This is a genomic window from Amycolatopsis ponsaeliensis (assembly GCF_030182635.1).
Lineage (GTDB): Bacteria > Actinomycetota > Actinomycetes > Mycobacteriales > Pseudonocardiaceae > Amycolatopsis > Amycolatopsis ponsaeliensis.
Genome location: NZ_JAPZLD010000094.1, coordinates 1 through 20,396, shown reverse-complemented (window position 1 = coordinate 20,396; position 20,396 = coordinate 1). Strand labels below are relative to the sequence as shown.

The 20,396-nt window shown below is 71.3% G+C and carries 20 protein-coding genes; 14 read left to right on the top strand and 6 right to left on the bottom strand.

The genetic code is table 11. From position 1 onward, the window contains the following. Nucleotides 1–443: 443 nt before the first annotated feature. The gene (locus tag QQ657_RS55400) at nucleotides 444–884 is read right to left on the bottom strand and encodes an Lrp/AsnC family transcriptional regulator (protein WP_284750543.1); all 441 of its coding nucleotides are present in this window, start codon (nucleotides 882–884) and stop codon (nucleotides 444–446) included. A gap of 111 nt (nucleotides 885–995) precedes the next feature. On the opposite strand from QQ657_RS55400, the gene QQ657_RS55395 reads away from it, so the two are divergent. The 6 genes from QQ657_RS55395 (at nucleotide 996) to QQ657_RS55370 (ending at nucleotide 7,294) form a co-directional block, all read left to right on the top strand. Continuing rightward, nucleotides 996–1,427 carry a rhodanese-like domain-containing protein gene (locus QQ657_RS55395; protein ID WP_284750542.1) on the top strand — a complete coding sequence of 144 codons (432 nt, stop codon included), beginning with the start codon at nucleotides 996–998 and terminating at the stop codon, nucleotides 1,425–1,427. Nucleotides 1,428–1,446: 19 nt separating this feature from the next. Continuing rightward, complete coding sequence (locus tag QQ657_RS55390) at nucleotides 1,447–2,196, top strand: type 1 glutamine amidotransferase (protein ID WP_284750541.1); 750 nt, start codon at nucleotides 1,447–1,449, stop codon at nucleotides 2,194–2,196. A gap of 95 nt (nucleotides 2,197–2,291) precedes the next feature. Then, nucleotides 2,292–3,425: an inorganic phosphate transporter gene (locus QQ657_RS55385; RefSeq protein ID WP_284750540.1), complete on the top strand. Its 1,134-nt coding sequence runs from the start codon at nucleotides 2,292–2,294 to the stop codon at nucleotides 3,423–3,425. A gap of 30 nt (nucleotides 3,426–3,455) precedes the next feature. After that, the gene (locus QQ657_RS55380; protein WP_284750539.1) at nucleotides 3,456–6,431 is read left to right on the top strand and encodes a bifunctional [glutamine synthetase] adenylyltransferase/[glutamine synthetase]-adenylyl-L-tyrosine phosphorylase; all 2,976 of its coding nucleotides are present in this window, start codon (nucleotides 3,456–3,458) and stop codon (nucleotides 6,429–6,431) included. A gap of 111 nt (nucleotides 6,432–6,542) precedes the next feature. Further along, nucleotides 6,543–6,845, top strand: a complete 303-nt coding sequence (locus QQ657_RS55375) for a hypothetical protein (protein ID WP_284750538.1) — start codon at nucleotides 6,543–6,545, stop codon at nucleotides 6,843–6,845. 23 nt (nucleotides 6,846–6,868) lie between these two features. Beyond that, nucleotides 6,869–7,294: an acyl-CoA thioesterase gene (locus QQ657_RS55370; RefSeq protein WP_284750537.1), complete on the top strand. Its 426-nt coding sequence runs from the start codon at nucleotides 6,869–6,871 to the stop codon at nucleotides 7,292–7,294. Nucleotides 7,295–7,492: 198 nt separating this feature from the next. On the opposite strand, the gene glnA is transcribed toward QQ657_RS55370, so the two are convergent. After that, nucleotides 7,493–8,917: a type I glutamate--ammonia ligase gene (gene glnA / locus QQ657_RS55365; protein WP_284750536.1), complete on the bottom strand. Its 1,425-nt coding sequence runs from the start codon at nucleotides 8,915–8,917 to the stop codon at nucleotides 7,493–7,495. 270 nt (nucleotides 8,918–9,187) lie between these two features. On the opposite strand from glnA, the gene QQ657_RS55360 reads away from it, so the two are divergent. Beyond that, nucleotides 9,188–9,577, top strand: a complete 390-nt coding sequence (locus tag QQ657_RS55360; RefSeq protein WP_284750545.1) for an RDD family protein — start codon at nucleotides 9,188–9,190, stop codon at nucleotides 9,575–9,577. Nucleotides 9,578–9,635: 58 nt separating this feature from the next. Here QQ657_RS55360 and QQ657_RS55355 read toward each other — a convergent pair whose 3' ends face one another. Beyond that, a complete protein-coding gene (locus tag QQ657_RS55355; RefSeq protein ID WP_284750535.1) occupies nucleotides 9,636–10,364 on the bottom strand; it encodes a DUF4191 domain-containing protein in 729 nt (242 codons plus the stop codon). Nucleotides 10,365–10,420: 56 nt separating this feature from the next. On the opposite strand from QQ657_RS55355, the gene QQ657_RS55350 reads away from it, so the two are divergent. From QQ657_RS55350 to QQ657_RS55325, 6 genes are all read left to right on the top strand, one after another. After that, entirely contained in the window at nucleotides 10,421–12,511 is a 2,091-nt protein-coding gene (locus QQ657_RS55350; protein WP_284750534.1) for an ATP-dependent DNA helicase UvrD2, read from the top strand. Nucleotides 12,512–12,920: 409 nt separating this feature from the next. Further along, entirely contained in the window at nucleotides 12,921–13,178 is a 258-nt protein-coding gene (locus tag QQ657_RS55345) for a hypothetical protein (RefSeq protein WP_284750533.1), read from the top strand. 150 nt (nucleotides 13,179–13,328) lie between these two features. Further along, nucleotides 13,329–13,685, top strand: coding sequence for a WhiB family transcriptional regulator (locus QQ657_RS55340; protein WP_284750532.1), 357 nt, complete (start codon nucleotides 13,329–13,331; stop codon nucleotides 13,683–13,685). Continuing rightward, nucleotides 13,682–13,939 carry a hypothetical protein gene (locus QQ657_RS55335; RefSeq protein ID WP_284750531.1) on the top strand — a complete coding sequence of 86 codons (258 nt, stop codon included), beginning with the start codon at nucleotides 13,682–13,684 and terminating at the stop codon, nucleotides 13,937–13,939. The genes QQ657_RS55340 and QQ657_RS55335 overlap by 4 nt, the downstream gene beginning before the upstream one ends. Nucleotides 13,940–14,594: 655 nt before the next feature. Beyond that, a complete protein-coding gene (locus QQ657_RS55330) occupies nucleotides 14,595–15,467 on the top strand; it encodes a class I SAM-dependent methyltransferase (protein WP_284750530.1) in 873 nt (290 codons plus the stop codon). Next, nucleotides 15,464–15,649 (top strand): hypothetical protein, encoded by a 186-nt coding sequence (locus QQ657_RS55325; protein ID WP_284750529.1) that lies wholly within the window; start codon nucleotides 15,464–15,466, stop codon nucleotides 15,647–15,649. Before QQ657_RS55330 ends, QQ657_RS55325 begins: the two co-directional genes overlap by 4 nt. A gap of 157 nt (nucleotides 15,650–15,806) precedes the next feature. Here the strand turns inward: QQ657_RS55325 and QQ657_RS55320 are convergent, their stop codons facing one another. From QQ657_RS55320 to QQ657_RS55310, 3 genes are all read right to left on the bottom strand, one after another. Beyond that, nucleotides 15,807–16,691, bottom strand: coding sequence for a hypothetical protein (locus tag QQ657_RS55320; RefSeq protein ID WP_284750544.1), 885 nt, complete (start codon nucleotides 16,689–16,691; stop codon nucleotides 15,807–15,809). A 162-nt stretch (nucleotides 16,692–16,853) separates the two neighbouring features. Further along, the gene (locus tag QQ657_RS55315; protein WP_284750528.1) at nucleotides 16,854–18,194 is read right to left on the bottom strand and encodes an ABC1 kinase family protein; all 1,341 of its coding nucleotides are present in this window, start codon (nucleotides 18,192–18,194) and stop codon (nucleotides 16,854–16,856) included. 60 nt (nucleotides 18,195–18,254) lie between these two features. Continuing rightward, a complete protein-coding gene (locus QQ657_RS55310; protein ID WP_284750527.1) occupies nucleotides 18,255–19,301 on the bottom strand; it encodes a hypothetical protein in 1,047 nt (348 codons plus the stop codon). Between the two features lie 230 nt (nucleotides 19,302–19,531). Between QQ657_RS55310 and QQ657_RS55305 the strand changes: the two genes are divergently transcribed. Continuing rightward, entirely contained in the window at nucleotides 19,532–20,041 is a 510-nt protein-coding gene (locus QQ657_RS55305; protein WP_284750526.1) for a M48 metallopeptidase family protein, read from the top strand. Nucleotides 20,042–20,396: the final 355 nt, after the last annotated feature.

Below are 20,396 nucleotides of genomic sequence, written 5' to 3'. Positions count from 1 at the left end.
CGCCGATGGTACTGCAACCGAAGGGTTGTGGGAGAGTAGGACACCGCCGAACTTACGTTGGGGAAGGGCCTGGGCCCGGTTGAGACTTGAGTCTCCCGGCCCAGGCCCTTTTCTTATGCCCGCATCCACTCTGCTCGACCCTCCAGGCACGCGACCCGACGGTCTGGGTACGCGAGTCGACCCTCCAGGTACGCGAGCCAGCCACCTGGGTACGCGTGTCGACCCTCCAATCACGCGAGTCGGCTCCTCAATCACGTGAGTCGACCGGCCAATCACGCGAGTTCCGCCTTCAATCACGCGAGTCACGTCCCGGATCACGCGAATGACGGCCCAGATCTCCTCACCGCCGGCCCGGCCGGCGACGTGATGCCCCGCCAATCACGCGTGATGCCCCCGCAATCACGCGCGATGCCTCCCCAATCACCCGCGAAGCCTCGAACCGGCTAAAGCCGAGGCACCGGCCGGCCCCGCAGCGGGCTCGACAACACCAGCGACGTCGTCGTCTCCCCGTACCGCTGCACCTTCTCGACGAGCTCCTCCAGCTCCGCGGTGCTCCGGCACAGCACACGCAGGATCCAGCACTCGTCACCAGTCACGTGGTCCGCCGAAACGACCTGCGGCAGCGGCAACACCGCCGTCCGGAACCGGGGCGTGTCCAGGCTCCGCACCCGGGCCCGCACCATCGCTTCGATCGGCAGCCCCAGCTTCGTCGTATCGACGCGAGCCGCGTAGCCCGTGATCACTCCGCGCTCCTCGAGACGGCGCACTCGCTCCGTCACCGCCGAGCCCGACAGCGACACCCGCCTGCCCAGCTCCGAAAAGCTGAGTCGGCCGTCCGCCTGGAGGAGCTCCAGCAAGTGCCAGTCGACGTCGTCGAGGTCCACCGTGATTCTCCAAGGTGCGCAGGGCCAGAACCGGGAAATCCCCGGCAGGCAAGGGCTTCCACCCCGATTCTGCCCTGTGTCCGGACGTCCGTGACCAGCAGGATTCAAGGCATGACGACCGCACGCACGCTCACCGTCCCCGCGCCGGCTCCCGAAGCCGCGATGAACTACTTCGGCGCCGAACTCGCCTTCGAGGTCGATCCCGACGATCTCGTCCGGGACCTCGAAGCCGGCCAAACCGACGGCTACGTGATCGTCGAGACGCGAGCCGAAGAGGCCTACGCCCAAGCTCGCATCCCCGGCGCCATCAACCTCCCCTACCGGGACATGACGCCCGAGAGCACCGCTCACCTCGACAACCAGCTCGTCTACGTCTGCTACTGCGAGAGCATCAACTGCAACGCCGCCACGAAGGGCGCCCTCAAGCTCGCCGAACTCGGGTTCAAGGTGAAACGGCTCTCCGGTGGCATCACCGCCTGGATCGCCGCCGGCTACCCCGTCGAGGGCGCCGGGCAAACAGCCGGGATCCGCTGCGCCTGCTGAGGCACCTACCCTGAAAAGCGTGACACGACTGCTCATCATCCAGCCGGACGCCTCGGACCCGCTCGGCCCCCTCGGCGACTGGCTCACCGACGCCGGCGCGGAGCTCGACGTCCGGCTGCCGCCGAAGGACGACCTGCCCGCCGATCCCGACGGCTACCGGGGTGTCGTCTGCCTCGGCGGCGGCATGGCCGCAGAGGACGACGCGAAACACCCGTGGCTCGCCGACGTCCGGCGCCTGCTGGCGAAATCGGCGGTGAAGCGGATCCCGACCCTGGGCATCTGCCTCGGCGCCCAGCTGCTGGCCGTCGCGACCGGCGGCCGCGTCGAGGTCGGGCCGGACGGACCCGAGGTCGGTCCGCACCTCGTCGCCAAGAAAGACGCCGCGTGGACCGACCCGCTCTTCGCCGAGCTGCCGCTCATGCAGGACGTCCTGCAGTTCCACAACGACGCGATCACCCGGCTCCCGCCCGGCGCGGAACTGCTCGCTTCCGCGCCGCTGTACCAAAACCAGGCCTTCCGGTTCAACCGTTGTGTCTACGGTGTCCAGTTCCACATCGAGACGACGCCCGCCGTCGTCGAGAGCTGGGCCGCCGACGAGCCCGAGATGGCGGAATTCGCCCGTCCGGGCTCACTCGACCACGACGCGCTGATCACCGTGCACGCCGACATCGAGGAAACCTGGCGTCCGTTCGCGCAGCGGTTCGTCCGGTTGGCCGCCGGTGAGCTCGAGTTCGCCGCCGACAGTCAACGCACGTTACCGCTGGCTTAACGCCTGAGATCACAATCAGCAACAGCCTGTTAACGCCAGGCGTCACCCGTCAGGTACCTTGCGGAAGGAGTCCCCACAAGGGTTCGGAGGTCGGGGTGGAGCCCTCGTTGCTGGTCGTGCTCGTCGTCGTCACGGCCTTGGTTTTCGATTTCACGAACGGGTTCCACGACACCGCGAACTCGATGGCGACGTCGATCGCGACCGGGGCGCTCCGGCCCCGCGTGGCCGTCGCGATCTCGGCGGTCCTGAACCTCGTCGGCGCGTTCCTGTCGGTGGAGGTCGCGAAGACGATCTCCAGCGGTCTGGTGGACGACACGAAGATCGGCCCGTCGATCGTGTTCGGCGGGCTGATCGGCGCAATCGTCTGGAACCTCGTGACGTGGTTCGTCGGCCTGCCGTCGAGCTCGTCGCACGCCCTGTTCGGCGGCCTGATCGGCGCCACCTGGGTTTCAGCGGGCACCGACTCGGTCCACTTCGGAAAGATCGTCGAGAAGGTGCTGATCCCGGCCGCGGCGAGCCCGGTGATCGCCGGTGTCGTCGCGATGCTCGCGACGTACTTCGTCTACCGCTTCCTTGTCCGCGGCCGCCCGGCCACGCGCGGGTTCAAGGTCGGCCAGGTCGTCTCGGCGTCGCTCGTCTCCCTCGCCCACGGCACCAACGACGCGCAGAAGACGATGGGCGTCATCACGCTCACCCTCGTCACCGCCGGCAGCCTGCCCGCGGGCGCGTCGCCACCCGTCTGGGTGATCATCAGCGCCGCCTGCGCCCTCGCGCTCGGCACCTACCTCGGCGGCTGGCGCATCACCCACACCCTCGGCAAGGGCCTCACGGACATCGAAGGCCCGCAGGGCTTCGCCGCCCAGACGAGCTCGGCGCTGGTCATCCTCATCTCGTCGCGGCTCGGCTTCCCGCTGTCGACGACGCACGTGTGCTCCGGCGGGATCGTCGGCTCCGGCGTCGGCCGCCGGGAGGCGCCGGTGCGCTGGCGGATGGCGGGCCGGATGGTCATCGCGTGGCTGTTCACGCTGCCCGCCGCCGCGATCGTCGGTGCCGTGTCCGGCAAGATCGCCTCGCTCGGCACCGCGGGCACCATCGCCGTCGGTGTCGTCGGAATCGGCGTGGGGGCCGGGATCTGGCTGCTTTCCCGCCGCCACCCCGTCACCGCGCACAGCTTCCAGGTCCCCGAGCCGACGCCCGCCGGGACGGAACCGGGCCGGCTGGCCGCCTGAACCCGGGCGCCCGGGATACGGTGGTCCGTGATGGCAGACCGCGCGCGATCGACCGCTTCGGCGGCGAGGTACGGCTTCACCGATGCCCGTGCCGAGGGTCAGTTGCGCGCGGCCGGCTGGTGGGACGACGCGGGCCCGGTCGCGGCCGCCGCCGACATCCTCGCGGCGCTGTCCCGGACCGCGGACCCCGATCTCGCGCTGCGCGGGATCGACTGGATCCGCGAGGCCGACGACGATGAGTGGGCCCGGCTCGAAGAACAGCTGCGCGCCAACCGCACGTTCCGCGGCCGCTTCCTGAGCGTGCTCGGGACGTCGAGCGCGCTCGCCGACTTCCTGGCCGCGAACCCGCAGCAGTGGCAGTCGCTCGTCGGCGACAAGTGCACGGACTCCGCGTGCTACCGCGAAAACCTGCGTGCGTCGCTCGTGCGCGAAGACGGTTCGACCATCACCGGCCTCGAAGCCGAGCACGCGCTCAAAATCGCCTACCGCGGCCAGCTGCTCGGCATCGCCGCCGCCGACTTGGGCCACCTCGTCGAAGCCGGGCTGGAGCACCCGCGCTACGCCGAGGTCGCGGCCCAGCTGACCGAGCTGGCCGAGGCCGCGCTCGCCGCCGGGCTCGTCGTCGCCGAAGCCGAGGTCGGCGCGCCCGCCGAGGGCAACCTGGCGATCATCGCGATGGGCAAGTGCGGCGGCCGGGAACTCAACTACGTCAGCGACGTCGACGTCATCTTCGTCGGCGCCGACGACCTCGGCGTCGCGACGCGGCTGGCCAGCACGACGATGCGGGTCGTCGGGAAGGCGTGCTTCGAGGTCGACGCCGCGCTGCGCCCCGAAGGCAAGGCCGGCGCGCTCGTCCGCACGCTGGAAAGTCACCAGGGCTACTACCAGAAGTGGGCCAAGACCTGGGAGTTCCAGGCGCTGCTCAAGGCGCGCCCGGTGGCGGGGGACGCCGAGCTCGGCCGGCAGTACGCCGAGATGGTCGCGCCGCTGGTGTGGTCCGCGGCCGACCGCGACAACTTCGTCGGCGAGGTGCAGCAGATGCGCCGTCGCGTCGAGGGGCACGTGCCGTCCGAGCACGCCGAACGCGAGCTCAAGCTGGGCCGCGGCGGGCTGCGGGACGTCGAGTTCGCCGTGCAGCTGCTGCAGCTCGTGCACGGCCGCGTCGACGCCGACCTGCGCTCGCCGTCCACGATGGACGCACTCGCCGCGCTCGGCGAAGGCGGCTACGTCGGCCGTCAGGACGCCGCCGAGCTGGGCGCGTCCTACGAGTTCCTGCGGATGATCGAGCACCGCTTGCAGCTGCGGCGGCTGCGCCGGACGCACCTGTTCCCCGCGACGTCGGACACCGCCGAGCTGCGGATCCTGGCGCGGGCCAGCGGGATCAAGGCGAGCGGCGGCAAGAGCCAGGGCGACGCGCTGCTGGCCGAGTTCCGCAAGCACGGCAAGGGCATCCGGCGCCTGCACGAAAAGATCTTCTACCGGCCGCTGCTGCAGTCCGTCGCGAACGTGCCGACCGAGGCGCTGCGCCTGACCACCAAACAGGCCGCGAGCCGGCTGGCCGCGCTCGGCTACACCGCTCCCGACGGCGCGCTCCAGCACATCAAGGCCCTCACCTCCGGCGTCTCGCGGCGCGCCGCGATCCAGCAGGCGCTGCTGCCGGTGCTGCTCGACCTCCTGGCCGACACGCCCGACCCCGACGGCGGGCTGCTGTCGTACCGGAAGGTGTCCGAGGCGCTCGAAGACACCCCGTGGTACCTGCGGGTCCTGCGCGACGAGGGCACGGTCGTGGAGAACCTGGCGGCGCTGCTCGGCACGTCCCGGCTGGTGCCGGACCTGCTCGTGCGCGCGCCGGAGGTGCTGCGGCTGCTCGGCGACCCGGCCCGGCTGCTGGGCCGGACGCCCGCCGAGGTGGCGACGTCGCTGCGGGCCGCCGTCCGGCGTCAGCCCGGGTTGAACGCCGCCGTCGCGGCCGCGCGTTCGCTGCGGCGGCACGAGATATTGCGCGTGGCGTGCGCGGACCTGCTCGGTTTGCTCGACGTGCAGGCGGTGTGCGAGGCGCTGTCCAGCGTGTGGGTGGCGGTGTTGCAGGGCGCGCTGGCGGCGGCGTTCCGGCAGCGGCAGGCGGAGCTGGGTCGCACGCCGGCGCGCATCGCCGTGATCGGGATGGGCCGGCTCGGCGGCGCCGAACTCGGCTACGGCTCCGACGCCGACGTCCTCTTCGTGTGCGAGCCGTCCGAAGGGGTTTCGGACGCCGACGCGGTGAAGTTCGCTTCGTCGGTCGCGGAGACCGTCCGGAAGATGCTGGGCGCGCCGAGCTCGGACCCGGCGCTGGTGGTCGACGCCGACCTGCGGCCGGAGGGGCGGAGCGGGCCGCTAGTGCGGACGCTGGAGTCGTACCGCACGTACTACGCGCGCTGGGGCGAGGTGTGGGAGGCGCAAGCGCTGCTGCGCGCCCGGTTCATCGCGGGCGACGACGACCTCGGCGAGCGCTTCATCGCGATGATCGACCCGATCCGCTACCCCGAAGGCGGCCTGGACGCGACGAAAGCGCGCGAGATCCGTCGCATCAAGGCACGCGTGGAGACCGAGCGGATGCCCCGCGGCGCCGACCCGACCCGCCACACGAAACTCGGCCGCGGCGGCCTCGCCGACGTCGAGTGGACGGTCCAGCTCCTGCAGCTCCAGCATGCTTGCACGGTGCCGGGGCTGCGGACGACGTCGACGCTGGACGCGCTGGCCCGCTTGCCGGAGGCGGGGCTGGCCGCGCAGTCCGAAGCGGACTCGTTGCGTGAGGCGTGGCTGCTGGCCACGAGGGTGCGCAACGCGGGGATGCTGGTGCGCGGCAAGGCGGTCGACGAGGTCCCGGGATCGGGCCGCGACCTGGCGGCGGTGGCCCGGGTACTGGGCCAGTCGGCGGCCGACGACCCGGGCGAGTTCCTGGACACGTACCGCCGCATCACCCGGCGGGCGCACACCGTGGTGGAGCACCTGTTCTACGAGGCCTGACCTGTCCGGCACCGGTCAATGGCCGCTGGTGACCCTGTCCGAAGGCCGCAAGATCAACTCATACTCGGTCACGCGGCGCCGTCCGGCACCGCGTGACCAGGGGAGAAACTGATGAAACGGCTTGGCCTGCTCGGCATTTCCGCGCTCTTCGGCGCGTCCTTGTTCGCACTCGGCACGGGTACTGCCTCCGCCGACGCGTACGACTGCAGCGTGACCCACCCCGAGCGGAAGAGCGCGGCCGCGGTCTGCACCAACGGCACGGGGGAGTACCGGGCGTACACCCGGTGTGATGCACGGCTGTCCGTGGACTACGACCGCTACGGCCCATGGGTCCGGGTGGGGAAGACGAGCACCGCGGTCTGCAACGTCTGGAGCGGCGACCGCGCGTTCAACTCCACGGTCCAGGTGCACTGACCGGGTCGCTTACAGTGGGGCTCGTGACTGAACGCGAGCCGTTCCGGACCAGGATCAAGGTCCGGCACTACGAGCTGGACACCCTGGGCCACCTCAACCACGCCGTCTACCACTCGTACGGTGAGGTTTCGAGACTGGAGCTGCTCGAGAAAGCGGGCGTGCTCAAGGGACTCCCGGGCGTGGCTTCGGTGCTGCTGGAGACACACGTGGTGTTCCGCCGCGAGCTGCGCGCGGGCGACGAGGTCGACGTGACGTGCGACGTCAAGTTCGGCAGCGGCAAGACGTTCTCGATGGATTCGAACATCTACAAGGCCGACGGAACCCTGGCCGCGGAGATCACCTGCACGCTGGGGTTGATGGACCTGGAGATCCGCAAGCTGGTGGCGGACCCGCGCGGCAGGTTCGAAGCCGCGGGCGCGGACTTGAAGCTGCTGTCGACCTCGGAATGAGAAACGCCGGCGGCGAGGGCTTTTTGCTGGTCGAGAGGCGTGAGGCGACGAGCACATAAAGAACGGGACGGCGGTCGGGGCTTTCCCCTCGACCGCCGTCCCGTGTCTGGTGGGCTGTCACCTGCTGACCTTCACGGCCCGGTGACGGCCTGGCGGGGACTCGGACCAGTGAAACCCCTGGTCAAAGCCCCGCGCCGATCACACGTCGTAGTACAGGGCGAACTCGTACGGGTGCGGGCGCAGCCGCAGCGGGTCGATCTCGTTCTCGCGCTTGTACGAGATCCACGTCTCGATCACGTCCGGCGTGAACACGCCGCCCTCGAGCAGGTAGTCGTGGTCGGCTTCCAGCGTGTCGAGGACCGTGCCCAGGTCGCCCGGGACCGTCTGGACGTTCTTGGCCTCCTCCGGCGGAAGCTCGTAGAGGTCCTTGTCGATGGGGTCCGGCGGCTCGATCTTGTTCTTGATGCCGTCGAGGCCGGCCATCATCATCGCCGCGAACGCCAGGTACGGGTTGCCCGAGGAGTCCGGGCAGCGGAACTCGGCGCGCTTCGCCTTCGGGTTGTTGCCCGTGATCGGGATGCGGACGCAGGCGGAGCGGTTGCGCTGCGAGTAGACCAGCGAGACCGGCGCCTCGAAGCCCGGGACCAGGCGGTGGTAGGAGTTCACCGTCGGGTTCGTGAAGGCGAGCAGGCTCGGGGCGTGCTTGAGCAGGCCGCCGATGTAGTGGCGCGCCGTGTCGGACAGGCCCGCGTAGCCGGACTCGTCGTGGAACAGCGGCGTGCCGTCCTTCCACAGCGACTGGTGGCAGTGCATGCCCGAGCCGTTGTCGCCCGCCAGGGGCTTCGGCATGAAGGTCGCCGTCTTGCCCGCCGCGAACACCGTGTTCTTGACGATGTACTTGAACATCATCAAGTCGTCGGCCGCGTGCAGCAGCGTGTTGAACTTGTAGTTGATCTCGGTCTGGCCCGCGGTGCCCACCTCGTGGTGCGCGCGCTCGATCTCGAAACCGGAGTTCGTCAGGTTGCGGACGATGTCGTCGCGCAGGTCGGCGAAGTGGTCGACCGGCGGGACCGGGAAGTAGCCGCCCTTGAACTTCGTCTTGTAACCCTGGTTGCCACCGACCTCGTCGGCGCCGGTGTTCCACCAGCCCTCGACGGAGTCGATCTCGTGGAACGAGGCGTGCTCGGCGGAGTCGAAGCGGACCGAGTCGAAGATGTAGAACTCGGCTTCGGGGCCGAAGTACACGCTGTCGGCGACGCCGTACTCGGCGATGTACTGCTCGGCCTTGCGCGCGATGTTGCGCGGGTCGCGGCTGTAGGCCTCACGCGTGAAGGGGTCGTGCACGAAGAAGTTGATCGACAGCGTCTTCGCCTTGCGGAACGGGTCGATCGACGCCGTGTCCAGGTCCGGCAGCAGCAGCATGTCGGACTCGTGGATCGACTGGAAACCGCGCACCGAGGAGCCGTCGAACGCGAGTCCTTCGCCGATGGCGTCGGTGTCGAACGCCTTCGCGGGGACCGTGAAGTGCTGCATCACGCCGGGCAGGTCGCAGAACCTGACGTCGACGACCTCGACGTTCTCGTCCGCGATGAGGCGCTGGATATCGTCTGGAGTAGTGGGCACCCTCGGTGACTCCTTCTCGTTCGAGCTCGTACGGCAGTGCTCTCTTCGGCTCACGCTAAAAGCGCGGTGTTGCCCGACCGTCACCCGTATGTTTCGCCGGTGTTAACGGATGGGTGGATACCGGGTATCGGACCAGGTGAAACGTACTCCTCGCCACCGGCATACCCTGGATGGGTGGCGAGATGGACCGGTGAATGGCTGCCCGGCACCGGCGAGGGCCGGCAGGACGCTGATCAGCACGAGTCGCGCTGGCCGGGCGAGAAGCTCGGTTTGCCCGAATCCGGCGTGGGCTCGGCGGCGAGCGGGGGCGCGCGGCTGCTGGGGCTGGTCGTCGACCTCGTCATCGCGGCCCTGGTCACGGCCATCTTCCTGCACCCCAGCCTGCAGGACCCGGTCGCGATGCAGAACTTCAACCTCTGGTCCGGCGGCGTGTGGGCGATCATCTCCGTCGTGTCCGCCGGCTTCTTCGGGTTCACGCCCGGGATGGCCGTCGCCGGCGTCCGGGTCGCCCGGCTCGACGGCGCCGCGCTGGTCGGCCCGCCGCGTGCGCTGGTCCGGGCGGTGCTGACGTTCGTGATCATCCCGGCGGCGGTCCGCAACGCCGACGGCCGCAGCTGGCTCGACCGGCTGACCGGCACCGTCGTCATCCGGATGCGCTGACCCGCACCCACGAGAAAGGCCCCGTCCGGTGTGGACGGGGCCTTCGTCGTGAGTGCGGTCAGCGACGGCGGATCGTGCGCTGCACGTTGCGCATCTTCGCGCCGGCCGGCATCGGGCCCTTCGGCATCGCCGCGCCGCGGTTGCCGAGTGCCGCCAGCTTCGCCTCCAGTGCGTCGACCTGGGCCGGCTTGAGGTTGCGCGGCAGCTTCATCAGGAAGCCCTGGAGCTTCTTCAGCGGGATCTGGCCCTCTTCGTGGCCGATCGTCACGTCGTAGATCGGCGTCTCGCCGACCAGGCGGGAGACACGCTTCTTCTCCTGCGCGAGGAGCGTCTTGACGCGGTGCTGCGCGCCCTCGGCGACGAGCACCACGCCCGGGCCGCCCAGCACGCGGTGCACGGCGTCGAGCTGCGTCGTCGCCGCGACGGTCGGCGTCACCTTCCACTTGCCGCGGAGGTTCTCCAGCGCCCACGCCGCGGCACCGGGCTGGCCGTCGGCCTTCGAGTAGACCGTCTTCTGGACGCGCCGGCCGAAGATGATCATGGCGACCAGGGCGCCGAGCACCAGGCCCAAGGGCAGCAGCACCCACTGCGCGTCGAAGAAGAACCCGACCCCGAACAGGATGCCGGCGACCACGACGATCGACCCGACCATCCACGGGATGAGCCACGGGTCTTCCTTGCGCTGCATCTTGAAGGCCTCGAAGAGCTGGCCACGGCGGGCCTTGCTCGCCGCGCGCTTCTCCTTCTTGGCCTGCTTGGCCGCTTCCTTGTCCTGCTGTCCCGCCATATGACCAGGATACGGCCGCGTGCCCCTGCCCCGATTCCCCGTCCCCCTCTGCGAGGATGCCGGACGTGACCGGCGTACTTTCACCCAAGAGCCTGAACCGTTTGCTCGATGGTCTCGACCCCGAGCAGCGCGCCGCCGCCAGTGCCCCGAGGGGGCCGGTCTGCGTGCTCGCCGGGGCCGGCACGGGCAAGACCCGCACGATCACCCACCGGATCGCCCACCTCATCCGATCCGGGCACGTTTCCGCTGGTCAGGTGCTCGCCGTCACGTTCACGACGCGGGCCGCGGGGGAGATGCGGACGCGGCTGCGCGGCCTCGGTGTCGAAGCCGCGCAGGCCCTGACGTTCCACGCCGCCGCCCGCCGTCAGCTGCGCTACTTCTGGCCGCGCGTGGTCGGTGACCGGCCGTGGGACCTGCTGGAGAACAAGTTCCGCTACGTCGGGCAGGCCGCGACCCGGGCCAAGCTCGGGACCGAGACCGAGGTCCTGCGCGACCTGGCGAGCGAGATCGAGTGGGCGAAGGCGTCGCTGATCAGCCCGGACGACTACCCGGCCGTCACCGCGCGCATCCAGCGCGACATCCCGGCGCCGGCCGCGCAGATCGCCCAGGTCTACCGCACGTACGAAGAACTGAAGAACGCCGCGCAGGTGCTCGACTTCGACGACCTCCTGCTGCACACGACGGCGGTGCTCGAGGAACACGGCGTCGTCGCCGAGGAGTTCCGTGACCGCTACCGCTGCTTCGTCGTCGACGAATACCAGGACGTCACGCCGCTGCAGCAGCGCCTGCTCGACGCGTGGCTCGGCGGCCGCGACGACCTGACCGTCGTCGGCGACGCCAACCAGACCATCTACTCCTTCGGCGGCGCGTCGCCGAAGTCGCTGCTGGAGTTCACGCGGCGCTACCCGGACGCGACCGTCGTCCGGCTCGAGCGCGACTACCGGTCGACGCCCGAGGTCGTCTCGCTGGCGAACCGGGTCATCGGCGCGGCGCGCGGGCGGCCGGCGGGTTCGCGGCTGAAGCTGATCGGCCAGCGCGCGCCGGGCCCGGAGCCGCGCTTCGCCGAGTTCGACGACGAGGCGGTCGAGGCCGAGGCCGTCGCCCGGCGGGTGCGCGAGCTGCTGGACGGCGGCGTCGCGGCGAGCGAGATCGCGGTGCTCTACCGGGTGAACGCGCAGTCGGAGGCGTACGAGTCGGCGCTGACCGAGGCTGGCATCCCGTACCTGGTCCGCGGCGGCGAGCGGTTCTTCAACCGGACGGAGGTCCGGCAGGCCATGTCGGCGCTGCGGGCCGCGAGCGGCGACGGCAGCTCCGACCTGGTCACGACGGTGCGGTCGGTGCTCGCCCGCGTCGGCCTCACCGAGTCGCCGCCCGCCGGTGGTGCCGCGAAGGAACGCTGGGACGCGCTCCTGGCGATCGTCGAGCTGGCCGAGGAGCTGGCCTCGACGGTCGAGGACGCGGACCTGCCGCGCTTCAACACCGAGCTCGACCAGCGCGCCGCGGCGCAGCACCCGCCGACGGTCGAGGGCGTGACGCTGGCGTCGCTGCACGCGGCGAAGGGCCTGGAGTGGGACGCGGTGTTCCTCGTCGGCCTCGCCGAGGGCACGATGCCGATCCTGCACGCCGGCGACGACGAAGCGGCGATCGAAGAGGAGCGGCGGCTGTTCTACGTCGGCGTGACGCGGGCCCGCGAGCACCTGTGGCTGTCGTGGGCGCTGGCCCGCACACCGGGAGCGCGTCGCAACCGCCGACGCAGCCGGTTCCTGTACGGCCTGATCCCGGAGGACCACCCGGCCGCCCGCGTGGCGCGCACCCAGCAGAAGCCGTCGGCGCCGATCAAGACGCGCTGCCGCGTCTGCGGCGGACCGCTGCTGGAGACCCTCGAGGTCAAGCTGGGCCGCTGCGGGAGGTGCCCGTCGACGGTGGACGAGGGGCTGCTGGAGCGCCTGAAGTCCTGGCGCGGCGACCGGGCCAGGGAGCTGAAGGTGCCGGCGTTCGTGGTGTTCACCGACGCGACGCTGATGGCCATCGCCGAGCAGCGCCCGGTGGACGAGGCGGCGCTGGTGTCGATCTCGGGGATCGGCGCGACCAAGCTCGAGCGGTTCGGCACGGAGATCCTCGGCGTCGTCCGGGCTTCGGCGGAGTAGCAGCGCGGCACGTCGTCCGAGATGAGCGCGATCGCCGCCGTCGTCGTGGTCCGGCCGCTCGGCCGCCTTCGGGGTGACTCGGTCTGGGTCTCGTCCGGGGCGGTGCGGCCCGGGCCTGGCGGCTGGCCTTTCGATGTGGTCCGGACCGGTGCGGCGGCGCCCGTGTCACTCGTGTGGCGGTGTCGCGGCGATGAGGTGTCGGCCGCGTCCGGGCCATGATCGACGCGGCGAACCCGCTGCTCAGGGGCGATCTTCGTAACTTCGAGGATTTTCCTGTTAATTAAGTTGCCCCGGTGTGGTGGGGGGCAATAACCTGCCAGTACCGAGCCCGAAGGGCTCGGCTGGGGATCCACCTGACAGCGCCGCTCGGCGGCAGTGTGTGCAGAGTACAGAAGGAGGTGCCGGTGAAATGATCAACACCATGACGCTCACGAATCCGGGCACCCGTCTGTCCTGCGCCGCGGAAGCCGCGGCTGCTCAGCGCCCGGGCACCGGTATGCCCGTGAGTGTCCACCAGACCCAGGTCGTGCGTCGCGTCGAGCGGCGTTGGGCCACCGGTGACGTCGTCTTCGGGACGCAGGGCGTGCTCGCCGCGTACCCGCAGGCTGATCTGTCGACCATCAAGCAGTTCCGTGTTCCGTTGTCGATACGGGAGCGAAGTTCCTGACCTAGTCAGGACTAGAGGCTCACGAAGGCCGCGGAACCGGAAAACCCGGATCCGCGGCCTTCGTGTTTTTGGCTGCACAACCCATGAGGACCAGCATTGCCCAGCTCCATCTCCCAACCGAAAACCCGTACGACACAAGGAGGAACTGCCATGTCTTCGGCCATCGCCTACACCTCGGGTGAGGCAATATTCGCCGACCTGCTCGACCCCATCGCCGTACCGGACGCGGCTCTGCCCTGCCGTTCGGGCGACGCGGACCTGTGGTTCGCCGAGTCCCCGGCCGAGCTCGAGCGCGCGAAGGCGCAGTGCGCCGACTGCCCGGTGCGCGAGGCCTGCCTGGCGGGCGCACTGGCTCGTCGCGAGCCGTGGGGCGTCTGGGGCGGCGAGATCTTCGAGCGCGGCGTCGTGATCGCGCGCAAGCGGCCCCGTGGCCGCCCGCGCAAGAACGCCACCGTCGAGCCCGCCGCGGCCAAGGCCAGCGGCGATCACCGGAGCGCCGCCGCATGAGCGTCGAACCGGTTACCGCGAAGGACTACGAAGCGCGGATGTGCCGTCCGCAACTGCAGTTGACGAAGACCGAGATCGAGGAGATCAGCGAGATGTTGCTTTACGAAGAACTGTCCAGGGCCCGAATACGGGATCTGGAGGAGGGGGTCCGCGCCCAGCGGGCCCGAGGTAGCGCGCGTGCCGTACGCCGCTGGACGCGACTAGCTCGATGGGCGACCCGCCGAGCGGAGCGGTACGAGCTGGACCAGAACTGAGCGCAGGCCCCTGCCGCCTTCCGGGCGGCGGGGGCCATCGTGCTGCGCCCGGCGGCGGGCTTGCGCGGGCGTGGTTGCTCGCCGCCGGGCCTGGTTGGCGAGCGCCGGCCGGGGCCCGGGTCGCCCGGGCCGCGGTGGCGAGGTCGCTCAGCGGCGAGCCTGGTTGCTCGCGGCGCTGGGCGCGCTTGGGCAGCGCTGGCCGCGACCCAGGTCTGGCGTGTGAGCGCGCGCCGGAAAGTCGGCGGCCGGCCCTGGTTGGTGGGCGCTGGCCGAGGTTTCGGGCAGTCGGGGCGTGGTTGCTCGCCGCCGGGCCTGGTTGATGGGCGCTGGCCGAGGCTCGGACCGTCGGGGGCGAGGTTGCTCGGCGACGGGCTTGGTTGCTCGCGGCGCTGGGCGCGCTTCGGCAGGCGCTGGTCGCGACGCAGGCCTGGCGTGTAGGCGCGCGCCGGCGAGAGAGCCGGGTTGTGCATGGCCGCGGCAGTGTGCGGGTGGCTGCCGCGCCGAGGTCGCAAGGAGGCTGCTCGCTGGGGTGGCAGCGTCGGCGGCTCTGCTCGGCCGCGGCTCCTGAGCGTCGCCGGGGGTGGACCTGCGGGTTTGGGGTCGGTGGCCTCCTTCAGGTGCTGTTCGGTCGGGTTCGCTGGTGTTGAATGGGGCGATGTCCGTACACACCCACGACGACATCGACTGGGCGGACCGGCTCGCTCAGCTGCGCATGGCCGACTCGCTCGATGCCGGTGCGCTCGCTCCCGTTGCGCGGCGGCTGGTCGGCCGCTTGCCTGCGCGGCCGACCGTCCTCGACGTCGGGTGTGGGGCCGGTGGTATGAGCGTGCTCTTCGCGCGTGAGCTCTCCCGTGCGGACGGGGGCACCGTCGTGCTCCTCGATGCCACGCCCGAACTGCTCGCCGAGGCTCGGCGGGCCGTGACCGGGGCCGCCGGTGGGGATGTCGAGGTCGTCGGTGTGCACGGGGACCTCGCCGATCCGCGGTTGGCCGAGCGGGTGCCCGCTGCCGATCTCGTGTGGGCTTCGGGCGTCGTGCACCACGTCGGTGATCAGCAGGCCGCCTTGTGCGCCCTTGCCCGGCTGTTGCGGCCCCGTGGGGTGCTCGCCATCGGCGAGGGTGGGCTCGAAATGCGGTGCCTCCCTTGGGATGTCGGGGTGGGACGGCCCGGGCTCGAGCACCGGCTGCTCGCCGCGCGGGCCGAGTGGTTCGCCGGGATGCGGGCCGGGCTTCCGGGTAGCGTCGCCCTGCCTTACGGCTGGCCGCGCGCCCTTCGCGAGGCCGGGCTCGAGGACGTCGAGTCGTTCGGTGCGCTCATCGATCACCCCATGCCGGGTTCGGACCTGCTGCGCGAGTACGTCGTGCAGCGCGTCGGGTGGCTTGCCGAGTCGGCCGGGGACCGGCTCGATGCCGATGATCGCGCCGCCGTCGCCGCCCTGATCGATCCCGATGGCCCGGGCTTCCTCGCCCGCCGGGACGACCTGTTCCTGTTCGGTGCCAAGGCGATCCACTGTGGACGGTTGCCGTGAGCGCGCCGGAGCCGGTCGCGTGCACGCGGTGCGGGCGCACCCGCGGCGCCGATGAGGACCCTGCTACGGCGCTCGCCTGGGTGTCCAGCCGCGAGCGGGGCGGGCTGCGGTGGCTGTGCCCGGACTGCGCGCGGCAGCACGTGCGCGACATCGAGGGCAAGCTGCCCGACGAGTACTGGTGATCGATCCGCGCTCCTGAAGGGGTGTGCGACTGCTCCGTGCCGAGGGGGCTCGGCCTGATGGGCGGAATGACGCGGCCGGGGTGGGCTGAGTGGCGGGTGCGCGGGTTCGTGCTTTCCGGATGGGTTGTGCGGAACAGTGCGGGTTCGGCGAACGCGGTCATGCCGCGTCGCCGATCGGGGTCATCGGGACCGCGCGGACCTTCGGGCGCGGCGTGCGGGACGCCTCGCCGAACGCATGGGCCAGCTCCCGCGCCACCTCGCGTGGGACCTGGCGTAGCTGGCGGACCGTGCAGCGGACCAGGACGATCCCCGTCGCCGCCAGGGCCAGGTGGGAGAAGCCGCCCGTGCCGGGGCCGCAGCGGTACTGCCAGGCCAGGCCGATCTCGTCCCACCACGCGTCCGCCTCGCCGATGCGGCGGCCCCGGCGGTCGCAGATCGTCACGTCCCAGTTCGGCGGTGGGAGGCGCGCCGTGTCCAGGGCCTGCACGGCCAGGCCGTGGGCCTGGATCGGGCCCTCGTCCAGCTCGCGGAGCACCTTCCGGACCGCCGCTGTGCCGCGCTGGGGCCCGCCGTCGAGCTCCGTCAGCAGCTCCTGCCGATCGCACAGGCCCCAGTAGAGCGGGAGCGTCAGCAGGTGGCGGATCCGTGCCGGGTTGGGCTCCGACCTCGCCAGGTCGAGTGCCGCCCGGGACGGCCGTGCGAACGGCAGCCCGTCGACCACCACCGGCGCCGGCATCCGGGCCGTGCGCGCCGCGTTGACGCCGTCGCACGCCGCCACCCGGCAGTGGTCGGGCACCAGCACCCGGATGTCGTCGTCCGCCGGGCACTTCACGCCGTGGGCCCGCAGCGCGTCGGCGCCCGTGATCACCACCCGCGGGCCGTAGCGCACCATCGCGGCGTGCAGCAGCTGCTGCCGCGTCGGGGCGTTGTTGCGCAGCAGGACGACACCGGGGTGCAGGCGGCGCCACGGCCCGCCGGGGCCGCAGAGCCGCCGGGTTCTTCGGTCGGACACCCCGGCCCTGCGTAGCTGTTCGAGGTTCATCACCTCGCACGAGCCGGGATTACTGAGGGACAGCGGATCGGTGCGTTGAGTAGCAGTCATGAACTGAGCATGAGGGCTCGGCCAACCGGGTGGAACCCCGCTCACCGCAGCTGTGGACAACTCGCCGGAATCCGCCCCTTCGCGGACCGGCCTGTGGACAACTCAGGCGGCGAAACCGGGCTGCCAACGCTCCACGATGCCGCGTGCCGGGATCTCCGCGTCGAGCTGGCAGAGGATGCCCGTCGACCCGGCCGTCACCCGGTGGATCATCAGGTACTCGGGCGGCAGGTTGAGCGATCGCCCGACCCGGAAGTCGTTGCCGCGGCTGTCGCCGACCCGCCAGGCCTGCTTCTGCATCCACCTGCGCGTGAAGTGGAACATCGGCTCCGCCAGCGGCTCGGTGAACGGCGCCAGGTACGCCAGCACCTCGTCCGCGGTCAGGTCGCTGTCGGTGCGGATGAACCGGTTCTCGCGCAGCAGGCGCATCAGCCCGGCGGACTCGCCGTCGAGGGCCAGCCGCGTCATCTCGCCCAGGTGGCGGGGGATGCCGTCGGGCAGCCGGGCCACGCCGCCGAAGTCGATGACGCACAGCCGGTCGTCGCCGGTGATCATGAAGTTGCCCGGGTGCGGGTCCGAGTGCAGCAGGTGGACGCGCTCGGGGGACGAGTAGTGGAACTCCGCCAGCAGCCGGCCCGCCAGGTTCCGGGTCTCGCGGTCGCCGTCCGCGATGACCTTCGACAACGGTGTGCCGGTCACCCACTCCGTCACGACGACCTTCGGCGCGCTGGCCACCACGCGCGGCACCAGGATGCCGGGATCGCCCTCGAACGCCTTCGCGAAGGCGCGCTGGTGCTGGGCTTCGGCCTGGTAGTCGAGCTCCTCGTTCATCCGCTCGGCGAGCTCGGCCAGCAGCGGCTTGACCTCCGTACCGGGCACGAACGCCTGGAACAGCCGGCTGAACCGCTGCAGCTGCCGCAGGTCGCTGCGCAACGCCTCGTCGGCGCCCGGGTACTGCACCTTCACCGCGACCTCGCGGCCGTCGTGCCAGACCGCGCGGTGGACCTGGCCGATGCTCGCGGCCGCCGCCGGCTCGTCGTCGAACGAGGCGAACCGGCTGCTCCAGGTGCGGCCCAGCTGCTCGGCGAGTACGCGGTGAGTCTGCCGGGAGGCCATCGGCGGCGCCGCGGCCTGCAGTTTCGTCAGTGCCTCGCGGTACGGCTTCGCCATGTCGTCCGGCACCGCCGCCTCGAACACGCTCAGCGCCTGGCCGAACTTCATGGCCCCGCCCTTGAGCGTGCCGAGCACCTCGAACAGCTGCTCGGCGGCCTTCGCCGAGAGCGTCGCGCTGACCTGCTCCGCGCTTTGCCCCGCCAGCCGCTTGCCCCACCCGCCGACCGCCCGGCCGGCGATCCCGAGCGGCAGACTGGCGAGCTTGGCGGTACGGGCGGCACCCTTGCGCGGCATCGCGGAGTCACGATCGCCTGGGTCGCGGAAGTCGGTCACCCTCGCGATTCTGCCTTGCGACCTCGGCGTCGCGCAGCCTGCTCGCGACGTCTTAGTGGCCTACGTCTCCTGTTGCAGCGCCGGGGCGCCGCAGCCGCACCGCGGGTGCGGAGGCCAGCCGCGGTGGCGGATGCGGCCGTCGAAGGCATCGATCTCGAGGGTCGCGTTCCACGCCGGCGGCGCCGGTCCGGAGGGGGAGAGCAGCCGCATGGCCTGCGCGACGGCCAGCGACGCGCAGGCGTGGACCGCGCCGAGGTCGGGCCGCTGGTGCCGGCCGGTCAGCTGCCCGGCGACGCGCGGCCAGCACGGGTCGAGGTCGGTCCGGTGCAGGTCCGCGCAGCGCAGGCACGAACTGCGGCCCGGGACGACCAGCGGCCCGACGATGCCGGTCCCGTCACGGACGCGGACGGCCATGTGCGGGACGCCGTCCGCCATCAGCTCGGCGACGATCTCCGGCGCCGGGACGACGGCGTCGGTGAGCAGCGCCAGCTCCGGGTACCGGTCGTGCAGGCGCGTGACGCGGACTTCGGGGTCGACGCGGCGGAGCAGGTCGCCGAGGGCCTGCCGCCGGGATCGGCCCAGGTCGGTTTCGGTGAAGCCGGTGCCCAGGTCGTGCTCGGTCACCTTGCCGGGCAGCTCCGGCTCGACGTGCCCGATCCCGGCGTTGGCCAGCAGCACGGCGACCGCGACCGCCACCCGGCCGTCGCCGTGCACGGTGATCGCGGTGGCGCGCCGCCGGTCGCTCAGCGCGCTCTGGTGGTGGCGCGCCCGCAGCGACCAGAGGCCGGATTCGCCACGGAGGCCCGGGCCGTCCGGGCGCTCCGCGTCGGTGATCAGGCCGAGCGCGGTCAGCTGCCGGAGGAGTGTGCGCAGCTGATCGCGGTGTTCGCTCTCGGCGAGCAAGAGCCGCTCGACGGGCTTGCTGCCGTCGAGTTTCCGCAGCCGCGCGACGAGCTCGGGTGGCAGGCCTTCGACGATCACGCCGTGGCGCGGGTCGAGCCCGAGCTGGATCTCGCGCGGGCCGCGGTCGAGCACCGTGATGCCCGGGAGCAGGGCGGGATGGGCCGGCAGGAGCACCGGAGGCATGTCCGCGGTGGAGAGGATCATGTCCGCAGGATGGCACCCGGCGGCGACGGTCAAGCCCGTGAAGGCGCCGGATCGGCCGAGTTGTCCACAAGTGAAAGGGCCTGTGGACAACTCGGCTCTGTGACCTCAACGCGCTCGGAGTTGTCGGTGCCGGGCCTTACCGTTGTCGGGTGGTCGAAGCACAGATGCCTTCACTGAGAGGCCGGGGGGACACGAACCCCCCGTCGGACACACCCGGACACAAGGTCGAAGTGCGGCGCAGCCAGCGCCGGCACCGGACGGTCACCGCGTACTGGAAGGACGACACGCTCGTCGTGCTCATCCCCGCGCGGATGACCAGGGCGGAGGAGAAACATTGGGTCGCCGAGATGGAGCGCAAGCTCCAGCGCTCGGAGCCACGACGGCCGGCGCCCCCGAAGACGTCGGACGATGCCCTGCTGGCGCGCTGCGCGCTGCTGTCGGGCAAGTACCTGAACGGCACCGCGGTGCCGGCGAGCGTCCGCTGGGTGCCGCCGATGCGCACGCGGTGGGCGTCCTGCACGCCGGTCGACGCGACCATCCGGGTCAGCGACCGGCTGCGGAAAGTTCCACCCTGGGTTCTGGACTACGTGCTGGTGCACGAGCTGGCGCACCTGCGCGAGCCCGGGCACGACGCGGCGTTCTGGACCCTGGTGCGGAGGTATCCGAAGACCGAGCGGGCGATGGGATACCTCGAGGGGCTGGCGGCCGCCGCCGGGTGGGGGATCGACACCGAGTGCTGAGCGGGTGATGGTGGCCGGGGTGACCTGCGGTGGTGGGTCACCCCGGTTGCGTTGGTGCGGTGATGGCTGGGCGGTGGGCTCGCGACCCGGCTTGGCGGACGGGCACGTGTCCGGAGGACCAGTTCGCGTACCTGGGCGGGCGACTCGCGTACCCAGGCAGTCGGCTCGCGTGCTTGGTCGGTCGGTTCGCGTGCCTGGAGGGTCGGCTTGCGTGTTTGGAGGGTCGACTCGCGTGATTGGGGGGTCGACACGGCGTAAGCAGAACCGGGGGGGGCGGGCGGGCCCGCGCCCCCCGCCCCGCCGCCCCGCGGAAGTGCGTGGGGCCTCGCGCCGCGGGGCCGCGGCGCGACCGCCC